17 protein-coding genes are annotated in these 16272 nt (G+C 68.9%); 9 read left to right on the top strand and 8 right to left on the bottom strand.

Annotated features, from left to right (window positions below; translation table 11 throughout):
• Positions 1-17 precede the first annotated feature (17 nt).
• Complete coding sequence (locus IAI53_RS12580) at positions 18-1061, top strand: PhzF family phenazine biosynthesis isomerase (RefSeq protein WP_187718532.1); 1044 nt, start codon at positions 18-20, stop codon at positions 1059-1061.
• Between the two features lie 29 nt (positions 1062-1090).
• Positions 1091-1732, top strand: a complete 642-nt coding sequence (locus IAI53_RS12575; protein WP_187718531.1) for a 2-hydroxychromene-2-carboxylate isomerase — start codon at positions 1091-1093, stop codon at positions 1730-1732.
• Between the two features lie 22 nt (positions 1733-1754).
• Here IAI53_RS12575 and IAI53_RS12570 read toward each other — a convergent pair whose 3' ends face one another.
• Positions 1755-2348, bottom strand: coding sequence for a hypothetical protein (locus IAI53_RS12570; RefSeq protein WP_187718530.1), 594 nt, complete (start codon positions 2346-2348; stop codon positions 1755-1757).
• Between the two features lie 65 nt (positions 2349-2413).
• On the opposite strand from IAI53_RS12570, the gene IAI53_RS12565 reads away from it, so the two are divergent.
• The 3 genes from IAI53_RS12565 (at position 2414) to purU (ending at position 6039) form a co-directional block, all read left to right on the top strand.
• The gene (locus IAI53_RS12565) at positions 2414-4366 is read left to right on the top strand and encodes an ATP-binding cassette domain-containing protein (protein WP_187718529.1); all 1953 of its coding nucleotides are present in this window, start codon (positions 2414-2416) and stop codon (positions 4364-4366) included.
• Between the two features lie 177 nt (positions 4367-4543).
• Positions 4544-5155, top strand: coding sequence for a bifunctional phosphoserine phosphatase/homoserine phosphotransferase ThrH (gene thrH, locus IAI53_RS12560; protein WP_187718528.1), 612 nt, complete (start codon positions 4544-4546; stop codon positions 5153-5155).
• A gap of 8 nt (positions 5156-5163) precedes the next feature.
• Entirely contained in the window at positions 5164-6039 is an 876-nt protein-coding gene (gene purU / locus IAI53_RS12555; RefSeq protein WP_187718527.1) for a formyltetrahydrofolate deformylase, read from the top strand.
• 83 nt (positions 6040-6122) lie between these two features.
• Here the strand turns inward: purU and IAI53_RS12550 are convergent, their stop codons facing one another.
• The 6 genes from IAI53_RS12550 to glnK (IAI53_RS12525) form a co-directional block, all read right to left on the bottom strand.
• Positions 6123-6824, bottom strand: a complete 702-nt coding sequence (locus IAI53_RS12550; RefSeq protein WP_187718526.1) for a PEP-CTERM sorting domain-containing protein — start codon at positions 6822-6824, stop codon at positions 6123-6125.
• A 175-nt stretch (positions 6825-6999) separates the two neighbouring features.
• Positions 7000-8394, bottom strand: a complete 1395-nt coding sequence (locus IAI53_RS12545) for an ammonium transporter (protein ID WP_187718525.1) — start codon at positions 8392-8394, stop codon at positions 7000-7002.
• A gap of 14 nt (positions 8395-8408) precedes the next feature.
• Complete coding sequence (gene glnK / locus IAI53_RS12540; RefSeq protein WP_102042965.1) at positions 8409-8747, bottom strand: P-II family nitrogen regulator; 339 nt, start codon at positions 8745-8747, stop codon at positions 8409-8411.
• Positions 8748-8803: 56 nt separating this feature from the next.
• Positions 8804-9532: a TorF family putative porin gene (locus IAI53_RS12535; protein WP_187718524.1), complete on the bottom strand. Its 729-nt coding sequence runs from the start codon at positions 9530-9532 to the stop codon at positions 8804-8806.
• 286 nt (positions 9533-9818) lie between these two features.
• The gene (locus tag IAI53_RS12530) at positions 9819-11168 is read right to left on the bottom strand and encodes an ammonium transporter (RefSeq protein WP_187718523.1); all 1350 of its coding nucleotides are present in this window, start codon (positions 11166-11168) and stop codon (positions 9819-9821) included.
• Between the two features lie 13 nt (positions 11169-11181).
• The gene (glnK, locus tag IAI53_RS12525) at positions 11182-11520 is read right to left on the bottom strand and encodes a P-II family nitrogen regulator (protein WP_102042965.1); all 339 of its coding nucleotides are present in this window, start codon (positions 11518-11520) and stop codon (positions 11182-11184) included.
• Positions 11521-11825: 305 nt separating this feature from the next.
• On the opposite strand from glnK (IAI53_RS12525), the gene IAI53_RS12520 reads away from it, so the two are divergent.
• From IAI53_RS12520 to IAI53_RS12505, 4 genes are all read left to right on the top strand, one after another.
• Positions 11826-12080 (top strand): accessory factor UbiK family protein, encoded by a 255-nt coding sequence (locus tag IAI53_RS12520; RefSeq protein ID WP_187718522.1) that lies wholly within the window; start codon positions 11826-11828, stop codon positions 12078-12080.
• Between the two features lie 94 nt (positions 12081-12174).
• On the top strand, positions 12175-13674 hold the full coding sequence (locus tag IAI53_RS12515; RefSeq protein ID WP_187718521.1) for a YifB family Mg chelatase-like AAA ATPase: 1500 nt from the start codon (positions 12175-12177) through the stop codon (positions 13672-13674).
• 128 nt (positions 13675-13802) lie between these two features.
• On the top strand, positions 13803-14534 hold the full coding sequence (locus IAI53_RS12510; RefSeq protein ID WP_187718520.1) for an SDR family NAD(P)-dependent oxidoreductase: 732 nt from the start codon (positions 13803-13805) through the stop codon (positions 14532-14534).
• Positions 14535-14612: 78 nt separating this feature from the next.
• Positions 14613-15806: a multidrug effflux MFS transporter gene (locus IAI53_RS12505; protein ID WP_187718519.1), complete on the top strand. Its 1194-nt coding sequence runs from the start codon at positions 14613-14615 to the stop codon at positions 15804-15806.
• Between the two features lie 4 nt (positions 15807-15810).
• Here IAI53_RS12505 and IAI53_RS12500 read toward each other — a convergent pair whose 3' ends face one another.
• Positions 15811-16203: a rhodanese-like domain-containing protein gene (locus IAI53_RS12500; protein ID WP_187718518.1), complete on the bottom strand. Its 393-nt coding sequence runs from the start codon at positions 16201-16203 to the stop codon at positions 15811-15813.
• Positions 16204-16272 lie beyond the last annotated feature (69 nt).

Genomic DNA, 16272 nt, shown 5'->3' with positions numbered 1-16272 from the left:
TGCGTGGAGAACCGCACATGCCGTACGTGAACGTGCAGATCACCAAGGGCGCTACCCGTGCCCAGAAAGCCCGGATCGTGCGGGACGTGACCGACTCCCTGGTGGATGTGCTCGGCAAGAGGCCCGAGCACATCCATGTGGTGATCCAGGAGATCACCGAAGAGGACTGGGGATACTGCGGGATGCTCACCGACGACTGGAAGCGCAGCCAGGCGAGCGGGCAGGAGGCGCCCGGCAGCCTTTATCGGCTGAGCGCCTTCACCACCACGCCCGAGGGCGGCAACCCGGCCGGGGTGTGGATCGGCGATCGCCTGCCCCCGCCCGCCGAGATGCTACGCATCGCGCAGGAAGTGGGCTATTCCGAGACCGCCTTCCTGGCGCCGGCCGCGGGCAAGCGCCGCACCGTGCGCTACTACAGCCCGGAGGCCGAGGTGCCGTTCTGCGGTCACGCGACGATTGCCGCCGGGGTCAAGCTGGGCGCGTTGGACGGCGAGGGCGAGTACCGCTTCGACACCGCCGCGGGTGAAGTCGCGGTGAGCGTGAGCTCGGTCGACGGGCTGCCGGCAGCGGCGCTGACCTCGGTGGCGCCGAAGCAGGCACGACCATCCGCCGAGCTCCTCTCCCGCATCCTGCAGACCCTGGCGTGGCGGGAGACCGAGCTCGACCCGGCGATACCGCCCATGCTCGCCTTTGCCGGCGCCTGGCACCTGGTGCTTGCCGCGGCGAGCGCGGAGCGGCTCGCCCGGCTCGACTACGACTTCGACGCGCTCAAGCAGCTCATGCTGGAGGCCGACCTGACGACCATCCAGCTGGTGTGGCGGGAAAGCGCCGATTTCTTCCATGCACGCGACCCCTTCCCGGTCGGCGGGGTGGTCGAGGACCCGGCAACCGGGGCCGCCGCGGCCGCCCTGGGCGGCTACCTGCGCGATGCCGGCTTGATCGCGGCGCCGGCGAGGATCACCATCCTCCAGGGCGAGACGATGGGGCGGCCGAGCCACCTGGAGGTGCGCATTCCATCTGCGGGCGGGATCGTCGTCAGCGGCCATGCGGTCGATCTGTAAGCGTGAAAGGCCGCGAAAGGAGAACAGCGATGTCAGCACAAGCGAACCGCAGCACCCGTCCGCGGCTCGAGTTCTGGTACGAGTTCGCCAGCACCTATTCCTATCTTGCGGTGATGCGCATCGAGGCGGCCGCGGCGGCGGCCGGGGTGGACGTGGCCTGGCGGCCCTTCCTGCTCGGGCCGGTGTTCATGGCCCTGGGCTGGAACGACTCGCCGTTCAACATCTATCCGCCCAAGGGGCGCTACATGTGGCGCGACCTCGCGCGCCTGGCGGACAAGTACGACCTGCCGTTCCGGCTGCCCAGCCAGTTTCCGCGCAACGGCCTGCTGGCCGCGCGGGTGGCGCTGGTGGGGGTGGATGGGGGCTGGGTGGCGCCCTTTTCCCGCGCGGTGATGCGGGCCAACTTTGCCGAGGACCGCGATATCGGCGACCGTCAGGTCATCGCCGACCTGCTTGGCGCGCTCGATCTGCCGGTCGATGAGATCCTGGCGCAGGCCGGAACGCCGGAGAACAAGCAGGCGCTGCGCGCGCAAACCGAGCGCGCGGCCGAAATCGGCCTGTTTGGCGCGCCGAGCTTCCGGGTGGGCGAGGAGCTGTTCTGGGGCAACGACCGGCTGGAGGATGCGCTGGCCTGGGCCGGCGCGCACGCCGCGGTGGCGGGCGGGCGCTGACCGGCGCTGCCGTGCCGGGCGTTCAGCGCTTCTCGGCCTCGCGCTCGCGGATCTTCTCTTCGTAACGGGCGCGGTCGCGCGCCGCCTTTTCGGCGCGCTCCGCAGCTGCGGCTTCGGCCTCGGCGCGTCGCGCGTCGCGTTCCGCATCCTTCTGCGTGCGCGCTTCGGCCGCTTCGGCCTGTCGCTGCGCCGCGTCGGCTTCGCGCTGCTGCCGCTGGGCCTCCTGCGCCGGGTCCGCCTCGACCGGCTGCGGATCGGGGGTGGGGGCGGAAGGCACGATGGGGGCTGCGCCCGGTTGCGCACCCAGTTCGGCCGCGCGACGCTGGCGTTCGGCCAGCTCCAGGCGGCGGGCTTCGGCTTCCAGCTTGCGCGCGCGGCGGATCTCGTCGAGACGGGCATCCTTGGCCTGGCGGATGCAGCGATTGACCTGGAAGCGCTCGTAGCACAGCGGCTCTTCGGCGGCAAAGCGGGCGTCGGCGGCGTCGCGGATGGCCTTGGCCTCGTCGTTTAGGCGCTCGGCGCGCTCGGCGTCGGATTCGGCCAGCGCGGGGCCGCCGGCCAGGACCAGCAGGCAGGCCAGCAGGGCGGCGGGACGGAGCGGGGTACGGGATCGCATCGGCAAGAGTCTGGGCGTACTGGACGGACGCGTAGAATAACGCCTTTGCACTTTGAAGCGCTGACGTGATCCAGTTTCGAAATATGTCGCTCGCGCGTGGCGCGAAGCTGCTGGTGGAAGACACCACCCTGCAGATCCACCCCGGCTGGCGGGTCGGCCTGACGGGCGCCAACGGCAGCGGCAAGTCCAGCCTGTTCGCCCTGCTGCGCGGCGAACTGCACCCCGAACGCGGCGACCTGGAGATGCCAGCCGGCTGGGTGATCGCCCACGTGGCGCAGGAAACCCCCGCCCTGCAGCGCTCGGCGCTCGACTACGCGCTCGACGGCGACGCCGAACTGCGCCGCATCGAGGACGAGCTCGCCCGTCTCGAAGCCCACCACGACCCTGCGGACGGCGCGCATATTGGCGAACTCCACGCCCGCCTGCACGAGATCGGCGGCTACGCCGCGCGCGCCCGCGCCGCCGCCCTGCTCGACGGCCTGGGCTTCCTGCCCGCTGACCTGGAACGCCCGGTGGCGGACTTCTCGGGCGGCTGGCGGATGCGGCTGAACCTCGCGCAGGCGCTGATGTGCCGCTCCGACCTGCTGCTGCTCGACGAACCGACCAACCACCTCGACCTCGACGCGGTGATCTGGCTGGAGCAGTGGCTGCGCGACTACCGCGGCACCCTGCTGCTGATCTCCCACGACCGCGAGTTCCTCGACGCCTGCGTGAGCCACGTCGCCCATGTGGAGAACCGCCGCCTGACGCTGTACTCCGGCGGCTACTCGGATTTCGAACGCCAGCGCGCCGAACGCCTCGCCCAGCAGCAACAGCTCTTCGACAAGCAGCAGCGCGAGATCGCCCACATCGAGGACTACATCCGCCGCTTCCGCGCCAAGGCCACCAAGGCGCGCCAGGCGCAGAGCCGCATCAAGGCCCTCGAACGCATGGAGCGCATCGCCGCGGCGCATGTCGACACGCCCTTCAGCTTCAGCTTCCGTGACGCCCCGCCGGCGCCCGATCCGCTGCTCGCCATCGAGGACGGCGCGGTCGGCTATGGCGACACGCCCATCCTGTCGGGCTTCAAGCTCACCCTGCGCCCCGGCGAGCGCGTCGGCCTGCTGGGGCGCAACGGCGCCGGCAAGTCCACGCTGATCAAGCTGCTCGCCGGCGAGCTCGCCCTGGCCGCCGGCAGCCGCAGCGAAGGCAAGGGCCTGGCTACCGGCTACTTCGCCCAGCACCAGCTGGAAACCCTGCGCCCGGACGAATCGCCCCTGCAGCACATGGTGCGCCTCGACCCGGCGGCGCGCGAGCAGGAGCTGCGCGACTACCTCGGCGGTTTCGACTTCCGCGGCGACGGCGTGGGCGGCACTTCCACCCCGGCCACCGAGCCCTGCGGCAGCTTCTCCGGCGGCGAGAAGTCGCGCCTGGCGCTCGCCCTGCTGATCTGGCGCCGGCCCAACCTGTTGCTGCTGGACGAACCCACCAACCACCTCGACCTGGAGATGCGCCACGCGCTGACGCAGGCGCTGCAGGACTACGAGGGCGGCATGGTGCTGGTCTCCCACGACCGCGCGCTGCTGCGCGCCACCTGCGACCGCTTCCTGCTGGTCGACGGCGGTCGCGTGCAGCCCTTCGACGGCGACCTCGACGACTACCGCGACTGGCTGGCGGAACGCCGTGCCCAGGCTGCCGCCGCCGCGGAGTGCCCGGACCGCGCTGCCGACAAGGCCGCGCGCAAGGCCGATCGTGCCCAGGCCGCCGCCGACCGCCAGGCCCGCCTGGCCGCGCGCCGCCCGCTGGTCAAGGAAAGCGAACAGCTAGAACGCAAGCTCGCCGGCTGGCAGGGCGAGAAGCAGCTGCTCGACGCCCGCCTGGCCGACCCGGCCTTCTACGCCAACCCGGACCCGACCCAGCTGCAGAGCCTGACCCGCCGCCAGGCGGAGCTCGCCGCGCAGATCGAGGAAGCCGAACTGCGCTGGCTGGAACTGGCCGAGGCGCTGGAAGCGCTGGCGGTCGAAGGCGACGCGCCGTAATCAACGCCCCCAATGCGAGGGCCTGTAGGAGCGGCCTTGGCCGCGATACGGCCTTCGCTCGCCACGTACCGTATCGCGGCCAAGGCCGCTCCTACGCGCGAAACGAAGCGCCTGAGGCGCTCGGCCGGCGATGATAGAATCGCCGGCTGTTTCCGCCATTCCTACAAAGGCCCCACCGTGCAGATCGTCTGTCTCGACCTCGAAGGCGTGCTCGTCCCCGAAATCTGGATCGAATTCGCCAAGCGCACCGGCATCCCGGAACTGCGCCGCACCACCCGCGACGAGCCCAACTACGACACGCTGATGAAGTACCGCCTGGACATCCTGGCGGGCAAGGGCCTGGGACTGCCGGACATTCAGGAAGTGATCGCCAGCATGGGGCCGATGGCCGGCGCGCGCGACTTCCTCGACAGCCTGCGCGAGCGCTACCAGGTGGTGATCCTGTCCGACACCTTCTACGAATTCGCCCACCCGCTGATGCGTCAGCTCGGCTGGCCGACGCTGTTCTGCCACAGCCTGGAAGCCAACGCCGAGGGCATCCTGGTGAACTACCACCTGCGCATGCCCGACCAGAAGCGCGAGGCGGTGCGCCGCTTCAAGGAACTGAACTTCAAGGTGGTGGCCGCAGGCGACTCCTACAACGACACCGCGATGCTCGGCGAAGCGCACGGCGGCATCCTGTTCCATCCGCCGGAGAACGTGGTGCGCGAGTTCCCGCAGTACCCGGTGGTGCGCGACTACGCCGCGCTGCGCGCCGAGATCGACAAAGCGTTCGCCCGCGCCGGCTGAGCCCCGCCATGCATCGCACCCGCTACTACACGCTGTCGGCCTCCTGCCCGGACCGCGTCGGCATCGTCGCCCGGGTCTCGGGCTTCATCGCCGAGCACCAGGGCTGGATCCTCGAGACCTCGCTGCACGCCGAGCCGCCGCGCGAAGGCGAGGAGGTCGGGCGCTACTTCATGCGCATCGAGATCAAGGCCGACTCGCTGCCCTTCCATCTGGCCGAGTTCCGCGAGCGCTTCCGCCCGCTGGCCGACGAGCTGCAGATGGACTGGAAGATCACCGACTCGGCGGTCAAGAAGCGCGTGGTGGTGCTGGTCAGCAAGCAGGAGCACTGCCTCTACGACCTGCTCGCGCGCTGGCAGTCGAAGGAACTCGACATCGAGATCCCCTGCGTGATCTCCAACCACGACGAACTGCGCGGTTTCGTCGAGTGGCACGGCATTGCCTTCCACCACGTGCCGGTGGGCGCCGACAACAAGGCCGCGGCCTACGCCGAAGTGCGGCGCATCTTCGAGGAAGTGCGCGGCGACACCATGGTGCTGGCGCGCTACATGCAGATCCTCTCGCCCGAGCTGTGCGCCGCCTACCCGGGGCGCATCATCAACATCCATCACAGCTTCCTGCCCAGCTTCGTCGGCGCCAAGCCCTACCACCAGGCCTATCTGAAGGGGGTGAAGCTGATCGGTGCGACCTGCCACTACGTCACCGCCGACCTGGACCAGGGGCCGATCATCGAGCAGGACGTGATCCGCATCGACCACTCCGACGCGGTCGAGGACATGGTGCGTTACGGCAAGGACATCGAGAAGACCGTGCTCGCGCGCGGCCTGCGCTACCACCTGGAAGACCGTGTGCTGCTACACGGCAACAAGACCATCGTGTTCCGCTAGAGCCCGGTGCCTGGCGGCGCCTTGCGCGAAAACGGCGACCTACGGGTCGCCGTTTTTTCTTGTGCCGGACGCTGGACGGCCGCTCAGCTACGTCGCCGGCGCGCCAGGCTACCCGCCACCGCGCCGATGCCGAGCAGGGCCAGCACACCGGGCTCGGGCACCGGCAGGCTGCGCACCGTGAGTTCGTTCTGCGAGTTGGGGCTGGTGAGCGCGAAGAACTCGTAGCGCCCCGAGCGGTAGGGGCTGGCGAACGGATCGTCGAGCCCGGCGAACCAGCCGTTCAGTTCGTCGATCCAGGTGCGCGCGGTCTGCAGCGCGGTGCCGAATCCGCTGGCAACCGCGAAGCCGCCGGTGTTCAGCGCCAGCGGCCCGCTGCCCCCGTCGGTGACGATCTCCCACAGCACCAGCTGGAAGGCCGCGGCATTGCTCACCGCGGGGGCGTAGTGGAAGTCGTACAGGCCGGCGATCAGGCTCTGCTGCGCGGTGCCGAAGCCGCCCAGGCCGGCGTTGATCTGGTAGGCGGTGGGCGCGGTGCGGAGGGTGGTGGCCGGTTCGATGCAGAAGGCGTCGAGCAGGCCGGCGGCGAAACCGGGGTAGCCTCCGCCCCAGTATTCGAAGTTGATGGTGCCGGCATTGACGCTGCGGTTGCTGCCCGACAGCGTGATCGCGCCCGACTTGCTGCCGGTCAGGCCGAGGTAGTCGAGGGTGATGGGCGCTGCCTGCGCCGGGTAGGCGGCGAGCAGGCAGAAGCCGAGGAGGGCGGAGGCGGGCAGGGCGGGGCGCATGGCGGCAATACCGTGGACTGTGTATCGAACTACCGGATTGTCTTGCCAAGTCGCTGATTGCACGAGCACTTCCGCGGATGCTGCGTGACTGCGGTCACGCCGCCCGCATGAACGAAAAACGGGCGCCCCCTTGCGGAGGCGCCCGTCCCACTTCAGGCGGGGAGGAGTGGCCCGCTCAGTGGTGGTACGCGGATTCGCCGTGGGCGGTGATGTCCAGGCCTTCGCGTTCCTCTTCTTCCGGCACACGCAGGCCGATGAAGAGATCCGCGATCTTGTAGCCGATGAAGGCCACCACGCCGGACCAGATGATGGTGACGATCACGCTCCAGGTCTGGATCCACACCTGGCTGGCGATGGAGAAGTCCTCGCCGCCGGTGCCGCCGAACATCGGCGCGGTGAACACGCCGGTGAGGATGGCACCCAGGATGCCGCCCACGCCATGCACGCCGAACACGTCCAGCGAGTCGTCGGCGCCCAGCATGCGCTTGAGGCCATTGACGCCCCACAGGCAGATGAAGCCGGACAGCAGGCCGAGGATCAGTGCGCCCATCGGGCCCACCGAGCCGCAGGCCGGGGTGATGGCCACCAGGCCGGCCACCGCGCCCGAGGCCGCACCCAGCATCGAGGGCTTGCCCTTGAACATCGCCTCGCCCAGCGACCAGCTCAGCACCGCGGCGGCGGTAGCCACCAGGGTGTTGATGAAGGCCAGCGCGGCGCCCGAGGTGGCTTCCAGGTTGGAGCCGGCGTTGAAGCCGAACCAGCCCACCCACAGCATGGAGGCACCGACCATGGTCAGGGTCAGCGAATGCGGCGCCATGGATTCACGCCCGAAGCCGATGCGCTTGCCCACCATGTAGGCACCCACCAGACCGGCGATACCGGCGTTGATGTGCACCACCGTGCCGCCGGCGAAGTCCAGCGCGCCGTCTTCCAGCAGGTAGCCGCCCGGGCCCCACACCATGTGGGCGATCGGCAGGTAGCAGAAGGTGAACCAGATCACCGTGAACAGCAGCACCGCGGAGAACTTCATGCGCTCGGCGAAGGAGCCCACGATCAGCGCGCAGGTGATGCCGGCGAAGGTGGCCTGGAAGGCGACGAACACCAGTTCCGGCAACTTGACGTTGTCGCTGAAGGTGTCGGCCAGCGAATCGATGGACACGCCGGAGAGGAAGATCTTGTCGAGCGAGCCGATGAAGGCGCTGGATTCGGTGAAGGCCAGGCTGTAGCCGTAGATCATCCACAGCACGGTAACCAGCGAGAACACCACCATCACCTGCATCAGCACCGACAGCATGTTCTTGGCGCGCACCATGCCGCCGTAGAACAGCGCCAGGCCGGGCAGGGCCATGAACAGCACCAGCAGGGTGGCGGTCATCAGCCAGGCGACGTCGCCCTTGTCGACCACCACCTCATCGACCACAGCGGCCTCGACGGCTTCGGCGGCGGCTTCGACCGCGGCGACCGCTTCTTCCACCACAGGGGCGACCGTGGCCGGCGCGTCCTGTGCGGCTGCACCGCCCGCGAAACCGACGGCCAGCGCCGTCAGCAGGATTGCGAACAGCTTCTTCATGTTGTCAGGCTCCCTTACAGCGCGTCGGTACCGGTTTCGCCGGTGCGGATGCGGATGGCTTGTTCGAGGTCGAAGACGAAGATTTTTCCGTCGCCGATCTTTCCGGTGGATGCGGCCTTCTCGATGGCTTCGATGGCCTGGTCGAGGATGTCGGCGCGGATGGCCGCTTCGATCTTGACCTTGGGCAGGAAGTCGACGACGTATTCGGCGCCGCGGTAGAGCTCGGTGTGGCCTTTCTGGCGGCCGAAGCCCTTGACCTCGGTGACGGTGATGCCCTGCACGCCGATGGCCGAGAGCGCCTCGCGCACCTCGTCGAGCTTGAAGGGCTTGATGATCGCAGTGATGAACTTCATGGCTGTCTCCAGTCACCCGGCCGGGGCGGGGAGCGCCCCGGCCTGTGGGCGCAAGCTTAGAAAGCGCGGCTGACCGACAGGATCACGCGCTCGTCGGCGATGCGCGAGTTCTTGATGTCGGTGTCCACGTAGTGCAGGCTGAAGTCGAAGCCGCCGTAGGAATAGGTGGCGCCGAGCTTCCAGTCTTCGTAGTTGTCGGCGTTGCGGATGTCCGAGTAGCCGTAGTGGGCGTCCAGGGTCAGGCCGTCCATGACTTCATACGAGGCCGCCAGGTCGTAGTAGCCGCTGTCCTTGGAGTCCGGAATGCCGAATAGGTCGGTGAAAGAGTGCGAGTACTTGAACGACAGGAATTCCCAGGACACGCCCACGTAGCCTTCCAGGGTGTTGGGGTTGTCGATACCGGTGGCGGCCTTCCAGGTGGAGTCGAAGTCGCCCGGGTAGTAGTACTGCAGCAGGCCGACGTCGAGGCCGATCGGGCCCAGCTCGGCCGCGTAGCCGGCATACACGTCGATCTCGAGGCTGCTGCTGGAACTGACCCCGGTGCCCTTCTCGGCGTCGCTCAGCCAGGACACGTTGGAGCCCCAGACGCCGACGTAGAAGCCGCTGTCGTGGGCGTAGTCGAAGCCGCCCTGCAGCGCCGGACGCTGGTCGGTCTGGCTGATGCCGCGGTAGGCGTAGTCGGAGACGATGCTCACGTTCGCGGAGAACGGGCTGTCTTCGGCGAAGGCGGCACCGGAGCCGAGCAGGGCAGCGGCCAGGGCGGAGGCGATGATACGTTTCTGCATGGTTTTCTCCTTGGGAAAAGCGGTTTTGGCACCGCAACATATGCATGCGCCGTGCCAGCTTCTCCTGGAAGGCGAAAAACGCTTACGTTACAAGTAGATGAAGGAGTTTCACGCGCCGTTGGAGGCATGCTGCAAGCCGGCGAATCCGCAGGCGCCGGTTGCGATGCACCCGCTTGGTGCGATGCACCCTGGGGGCGGCACCAAAAGGGCTGCGCATGCACGCCGGCAGAACGAAACAGGGGGTGCCGAAGCACCCCCTGCGCGGGTCGGAGATCCGCCGTCGGTCTTACTTGGTGACGAACTCCGGATAGGCTTCCTGGCCGCACTCGGTCAGGTCGGTGCCTTCATACTCTTCTTCCTCGGTCACGCGGATGCCCATGATGGCCTTGAGCACGCCCCAGACCACCAGGCTGCAGCCGAACACCCACACGAAGATGGTTGCCGCGCCGATCAGCTGGCCGCTGAAGCTGACGTCGCCGTTGGTCACCGGGACCAGCAGCAGGCCGAGCAGGCCGCAGGTACCGTGCACCGAGATGGCGCCGACCGGATCGTCGATCTTCAGCTTGTCGAGGAAAGTGATGGACAGCACCACCAGCACGCCGCCGGCGGCACCGAACAGGGTGGCGAGCAGCGGGGTCGGGGTGGAGGGCTCGGCGGTGATCGCCACCAGGCCGGCCAGCGCGCCGTTGAGTAGCATGGTCAAGTCGGCCTTGCCGAACATCAGCTTGGAGACGATCAGCGCGGCGATCGCGCCACCGGCTGCGGCGGTGTTGGTGTTGAGGAACACCATGGCCACCGAGTTGGCGCTGGCGATGTCGCCCAGCTTCAGCACCGAGCCGCCGTTGAAGCCGAACCAGCCCATCCACAGGATGAAGGTGCCCAGGGTGGCCAGCGGCAGGTTGGCGCCGGGGATGGCACGCACCTCGCCGTTGGGGCCGTACTTGCCCTTACGGGCGCCGAGCAGCAGCACACCGGCCAGCGCAGCAGCCGCACCGGCCATATGCACGATGCCGGAGCCGGCGAAGTCGGAGAAGCCCAGGTCGCCCAGGTTGTACATGCCGAACACGTCGTCGCCGTTCCAGGTCCAGCTGCCTTCCATCGGGTAGATGAAGCCGGTCATGACCACCGCGAACAGCAGGAAGGCCCACAGCTTCATGCGCTCGGCCACCGCGCCGGAGACGATGGACATGGCGGTGGCGACGAACACCACCTGGAAGAAGAAGTCCGAGGCGCCGGAATACACCGAATCGCCGCCGAAGTCGCCTTCGCGCTCGGCGAAGGAGGCGAAGGCCTCATCGACCAGCGAGTCGCCGCCGGCGATGCCCGACAGGAAGATGTCGCCGCCGTACATGATGGCGTAGCCGCACACCAGGTACATGATGCAGGACACGGCGAACAGCGCCACGTTCTTGGTGAGGATCTCCACGGTGTTCTTGGAGCGCACCAGACCGGCTTCCAGCATCGCGAAGCCGGCCGCCATCCACATCACCAGCGCGCCGCACACCAGGAAGTAGAAGGTGTCCATGGCGTACTGCAGCTCGAACACGTGGTTCAGCACGTTGGCCTCTTCGGCCAGGGCCGGGCCGGCCAGGCCTGCGCCGGCCAGGGCCAGCAGGGGGGTCAGGATCTTTTTCATGGACTGTGCTCCCTTACAGCGCGTCGGTACCGGTTTCGCCGGTGCGGATGCGGATGGCTTGCTCGAGGTCGAAGACGAAGATCTTTCCGTCGCCTATCTTTCCGGTGGATGCGGCCTTCTCGATGGCTTCGATGGCCTGGTCGAGGATGTCGGCGCGGATGGCGGCTTCGATCTTGACCTTGGGCAGGAAGTCGACGACGTACTCGGCGCCGCGGTAGAGCTCGGTGTGGCCTTTCTGGCGGCCGAAGCCCTTGACCTCGGTGACGGTGATGCCCTGCACGCCGATGGCCGAGAGCGCCTCGCGCACCTCGTCGAGCTTGAAGGGCTTGATGATCGCAGTGATGAATTTCATGAGCTTCTCCTGTTGCCTGCCGCCGGCAGGGTGACGTTCTTGCACATGGGGGTCTCCCGGTTTCGAGTCACGACGAAGGCCCCGTAGCGGATTCCGTGCCAGAAGATCAAAGAAGCAGTAAAACAGAGACTTAGGTGATCCAGCAGATGTTTGCTGCATTGCAGCGAGGCAATTGCCAGCCCAATCGGGTGCAGATGCACCACAACGGTGCGGAACCTGTTACAAGCTGTGAGCGCCGCTCCCGGTGCCGCCGGGCGCGCGTGCTAAACTTCCGCCCCATTCTCCATCTGCCAGCGAATACGGCCATGAGCACTCCCCGCATCCTCGACGAAATCGGCGCCAAGCTCTCCGAGATCGCCGCCGCGAGTCCTGCGCGAGACATCGAGAAGAACGTGCGTGCCCTGCTCGGCAGCGCCTTCGGCAAGCTCGACCTGGTCACCCGCGAGGAATTCGACGTGCAGCGCGAGGTGCTTGCCCAGACCCGTCGCCGCCTGGCCGAGCTGGAAGCGCGGGTCGCGGAACTCGAGGCCGGCCTCGAAGGGCGCGACAAGCAGGGCTGAACCCCGCGCCACGGCGCTTTGCGCGCTGAATGTCATAGTCATTTTTTGATGCCTTTGGGTTAGACTCCCGGACTTCGTCGATACGGAGTCCGGCATGTCGCTAGCCTTGGTACACGCGCGCGCCCTGGACGGCATGAGCGCGCCCGCGGTGACCGTCGAGGCGCATCTGGCCAACGGCCTGCCGGGTTTCTCGCTGGTCGGCCTGCCCGATGCGGAGGTGCGCGAAGCGCGCGAGCGGGTCCGGGCCGCGGTCGCCACCTCGCAGTTCGAGTACCCGCAGCGGCGCATCACCGTCAATCTCGCCCCGGCCGACCTGCCCAAGGAGGGCGGGCGCTTCGACCTGCCGATCGCCCTCGGCATCCTCGCCGCCTCGCGCCAGGTCGATGGCGCGGCGCTCGCACATCACGAGTTCGTCGGCGAGCTGTCGCTCAGCGGCGAGTTGCGCCCGGTGCGCGGCGCGCTGGCCGCCGCCCTGCGGGCAGGCGAAGCCGGACGGGCGCTGGTGGTGCCGGCCGCCAACGCCGCCGAGGCCGCGCTGGCCCGCCACACCACGGTGCTGCCCGCCGCCAGCCTGCTCGAAGTCTGCGCCCATCTCAACGGCCACCAGGCGCTGTCGCCCCATCATGCCGAGCTGCCGCCGCTGGCGCAGGTCGCCGGACCGGATCTTGCCGAGGTCAAGGGGCAGCACGAGGCGCGCCGCGCGCTCGAGGTGGCCGCTGCCGGTCAGCATTCGCTGCTGATGTACGGCCCGCCCGGCACCGGCAAGTCCATGCTCGCCCGCCGCCTGCCCGGTCTGCTGCCGGAGCTCGACGAGCACCAGGCGCTGGCCTGCGCCGCGCTGCAGTCGCTGGACCGCGGCTTCGATCCGGCCACCTGGCGCCAGCGGCCGATGCGCAGCCCTCACCATTCCGCCTCGGTCGCCGCTCTGGTCGGCGGCGGCAGCAACCCGCGTCCCGGCGAGATCTCGCTGGCTCACAACGGCGTGCTCTTCCTCGACGAACTGCCGGAGTTCGACCGCCGCGCGCTGGAAGCGCTGCGCGAGCCGCTGGAGACCGGCATCGTCACCGTCTCGCGCGCCCGCCGGCGGGTGGTGTTTCCGGCGCACTTCCAGCTGGTGGCGACGATGAACCCCTGCCCCTGCGGCTATGCCGGACACCCGGTGCGGCGCTGCACCTGCACGCCGGACCAGGTGGCGCGCTACCGGGCGCGCCTCTCCGGCCCCTTGCTCGACCGCATCGACCTGCGCGTGGAGGTGCCGGTGCTCGACCAGGACGTGCTGATGGCACGCCCGGCCGGCGAGGCGAGCGCCGCGGTGCGCGAGCGCGTGGCCCGCGCCCAGGCGCTGCAGCACAAGCGCCAGGGCGTGCCCAACAGCCTGCTCGACGAGGCCCAGGTCGAAGCGCACTGCCGTCCCGACGATGCGGCCGCGGCCTTGCTGCGCCAGGCCATCGCGCGCCTGCGGCTGTCGGCGCGGGCCTACCACCGCATCCTGCGGGTGGCCCGCACCGTGGCGGACCTGGCCGGCGCGACCCGCATCGACGCCGCCCACATGGCCGAGGCCGTCCAGTATCGCCGGGGCTTCGACGAAGCCTGAAAACGTGTGAGCGAATCTGCTGCGCGGGCCGATGGCGGCGCCGGCACGGTGGACTACGCTTTCAGTGCGGAGCCGGGAAGATGAAGGCGGCAGGCCCGCAGACCGGAGATCGACAAACGGAGGCGCTCATGGAACGGAAACAGGTGGCAGTCATCGTCGGCGCAGGGCCGGGTCTGGGCTGTGCGCTGGCGCAGCGCTTCGGCAAGGCCTCGATGCATGTGGCGATGGCGCGCCGCCATGCCGGCCGCCTCGACGCGCTGGCCGCCGAATGCTCCGGCATCAACCACGCGGCACGGGCCTACGAGTGCGATGCCACCGACGAAGGCGCGGTCGCCAGGCTGTTCGAGCAGGTCGGGCGCGAGCTCGGCGAGCCGGACCTGGTGGTGTACAACGCCGGCAGCATCCTCCATCGCAGCATCCTGGAAACCGAGGCCGCGGAGTTCGAACAGGCCTGGCGCACCGGCTGCCTGGGCGGCTTCCTGGTGGGACGCGCCGCCGCGCGCGCGATGATGCAGCGCATCGGCCGTGGCGGCCCCGGCGGCACCATCCTGTTCACCGGCGCCACCGCCAGCCTGCGCGGCGGCGCGGGTTTCCACGGCTTCGCGGTCGCCAAGTTCGGCCTGCGCGCACTGGCGCAGAGCATGGCGCGCGAGCTGCAGCCCAAGGGCATCCACGTTGCCCATATCGTCATCGACGGCCGCATCCGCCCGCCGGAAGTGGTCGAGCACCCGGGCGAGACGCCGGATGAGAGCATGCTCGATCCGCACGCCATCGCCGAGGTCTATTACCAGCTCCACACGCAGCCGCGCAGCGCCTGGACGCAGGAACTCGACCTGCGGCCGTCGTCCGAGCGGTTCTGAAGCGCGCCTGGGCGTATCATCCCTGCCTTTGGGTGGTGCGTCCGGCCGGACGCCCGTCCGGCTTCCCCCAGGTTCCCCATGCCCGCCGTCTCTCCCTGGCTCGCGGCGCTGCTGGCCGCGCTGGCGGCCATCGGCCCGTTCTCGATCGACACCTACCTGCCCGCCTTTCCGGCGATGAGCGAGGCGCTCGGCGCCACGCCGCTGCAGGTGCAGCAGACCCTGACCGCCTACATGGCGACCTTCGCCTTCATGTCCCTGTGGCATGGGGCGCTTTCCGACCGCTACGGGCGGCGCGGGGTAATCATCGTGTCGATGGGCCTGTTCGCCCTGGCCTCGCTGGTGTGCGCCTTCGCCATGTCCATCGAGTGGCTGTGGACCGGCCGCGCGCTGCAGGGCATGAGCGCGGGCGCGGGCATGGTGGTGGGGCGCGCGGTGATCCGCGACCTCTACGACGGCGCGCACGCGCAGCGGCTGATGTCGCGGGTGATGCTGATCTTCGGCGTGGCCCCGGCGGTGGCCCCGCTGGTGGGCGGCGCGCTGCTGGCGCTGGCCGGCTGGCGGTCGATCTTCGTCTTCCTGGCCCTGTTCGGCATGCTGCTGGGCTGGATGACCTGGCGTTTCCTGCCCGAGACGCTGACCGAGGATGCGCGCCAGCCGCTGCATCCGGTGAGCCTGGCGCGCGCTTACTTCACGGTGTTTTCCAGCCTGGCCTTCGTGATGCTGGCGCTGGCGGTGGCGCTCAACTTCAACGGCTTCTTCGTCTATGTGCTGTCGGCGCCGGTGTTCGTCATGCAGCACCTCGGCCTCGGGCCGCTGGACTTCGCCTGGCTGTTCGTGCCGGCGGTGCTCGGCATGATGGGCGGCGCCTGGGTGTCCGGCCGGGTGGCCGGGCAGTGGAGCCCGCGGCGCACCATCGCCACCGGTTTTGCGGTGATGCTGGCGGCGGGGCTGGGCAACGTGCTGCATGCCGCGCTGCTGCCGCCGGCGCTGCCGGCCTCGGTGCTGCCGGTGGCGGTCTACACTTTCGGCATGTCGCTGGCCATGCCCAGCCTCACCTTGCTGGCGCTGGATCTCTTCCCCACGCGCCGCGGCATGGCGGCGAGCTGCCAGAGTTTCCTGCAGGTGGGGGTGAATGCGCTGAGCGCCGGCATGGTGGTGCCGCTGCTGTGGGCGAGCCCACTCACCCTGGGCCTGGGGATGAGCCTGTTCGTGGCGCTCGGGCTGTCGGCCTTCCTGCTGTGGACCCGGCGCTACGCGCCCGCGGCCGGCTAGGGTCTCAGCACTGCTCCCACGGCAGGCCGTCGTGGCGCCAGCCGCTGACCGAGTTGCGGTGATGCTTGTCGTCCAGCTCGCCTTCGAAGCCGTGCATCACGTTGAAGACGTTCTTGAAGCCGGCCTTGACCAGCGCCTCGCCGGCGGACTCCGAGCGGTTGCCGCTGCGGCAGATCAGCACCACCGGGCGTTCGACGCCGTGACCGGCGAGCTTCTTCACCTCGCCGACGAAATGCGGGTTGATCTCCCAGTCCGGGCCGTCGTTCCAGGAGACGTGGATGGCGCCGACCGGGTGGCCGACGAACAGGTACTCGATCTCGCTGCGCACGTCGATGAGCAGGGCGTCCGGATGGGATTGCAGGTAGTCGTGGGCTTCCCGGGGGGTGAGGTGTTTCATGGCGCACGGGGGAGAAATTGGAATATCTGAGTATAAGCGCGTGCCGATGGATTTTCGCGCCGGCCCTCC

The organism is Thauera sedimentorum, assembly GCF_014489115.1.
GTDB lineage: Bacteria > Pseudomonadota > Gammaproteobacteria > Burkholderiales > Rhodocyclaceae > Pseudothauera > Pseudothauera sedimentorum.
This window is presented reverse-complemented; position numbering and strand designations above follow the sequence as displayed.

Bases quoted from the DNA above. Each gene is read 5' to 3' on its own strand.
- IAI53_RS12500 (WP_187718518.1), bottom strand. From the start codon at position 16,203: ATGAAACACCTCACCCCCCGGGAAGCCCACGACTACCTGCAATCCCAT.
- purU (WP_187718527.1), top strand. From the start codon at position 5,164: ATGCATCGCACCCGCTACTACACGCTGTCGGCCTCCTGCCCGGACCGC.
- IAI53_RS12530 (WP_187718523.1), bottom strand. From the start codon at position 11,168: ATGAAAAAGATCCTGACCCCCCTGCTGGCCCTGGCCGGCGCAGGCCTG.
- IAI53_RS12520 (WP_187718522.1), top strand. From the start codon at position 11,826: ATGAGCACTCCCCGCATCCTCGACGAAATCGGCGCCAAGCTCTCCGAG.
- glnK (WP_102042965.1), bottom strand. From the start codon at position 11,520: ATGAAATTCATCACTGCGATCATCAAGCCCTTCAAGCTCGACGAGGTG.
- IAI53_RS12510 (WP_187718520.1), top strand. From the start codon at position 13,803: ATGGAACGGAAACAGGTGGCAGTCATCGTCGGCGCAGGGCCGGGTCTG.
- IAI53_RS12515 (WP_187718521.1), top strand. From the start codon at position 12,175: ATGTCGCTAGCCTTGGTACACGCGCGCGCCCTGGACGGCATGAGCGCG.
- IAI53_RS12570 (WP_187718530.1), bottom strand. From the start codon at position 2,348: ATGCGATCCCGTACCCCGCTCCGTCCCGCCGCCCTGCTGGCCTGCCTG.
- IAI53_RS12505 (WP_187718519.1), top strand. From the start codon at position 14,613: ATGCCCGCCGTCTCTCCCTGGCTCGCGGCGCTGCTGGCCGCGCTGGCG.
- glnK (WP_102042965.1), bottom strand. From the start codon at position 8,747: ATGAAGTTCATCACTGCGATCATCAAGCCCTTCAAGCTCGACGAGGTG.
- IAI53_RS12580 (WP_187718532.1), top strand. From the start codon at position 18: ATGCCGTACGTGAACGTGCAGATCACCAAGGGCGCTACCCGTGCCCAG.
- IAI53_RS12535 (WP_187718524.1), bottom strand. From the start codon at position 9,532: ATGCAGAAACGTATCATCGCCTCCGCCCTGGCCGCTGCCCTGCTCGGC.
- IAI53_RS12550 (WP_187718526.1), bottom strand. From the start codon at position 6,824: ATGCGCCCCGCCCTGCCCGCCTCCGCCCTCCTCGGCTTCTGCCTGCTC.
- IAI53_RS12545 (WP_187718525.1), bottom strand. From the start codon at position 8,394: ATGAAGAAGCTGTTCGCAATCCTGCTGACGGCGCTGGCCGTCGGTTTC.
- IAI53_RS12575 (WP_187718531.1), top strand. From the start codon at position 1,091: ATGTCAGCACAAGCGAACCGCAGCACCCGTCCGCGGCTCGAGTTCTGG.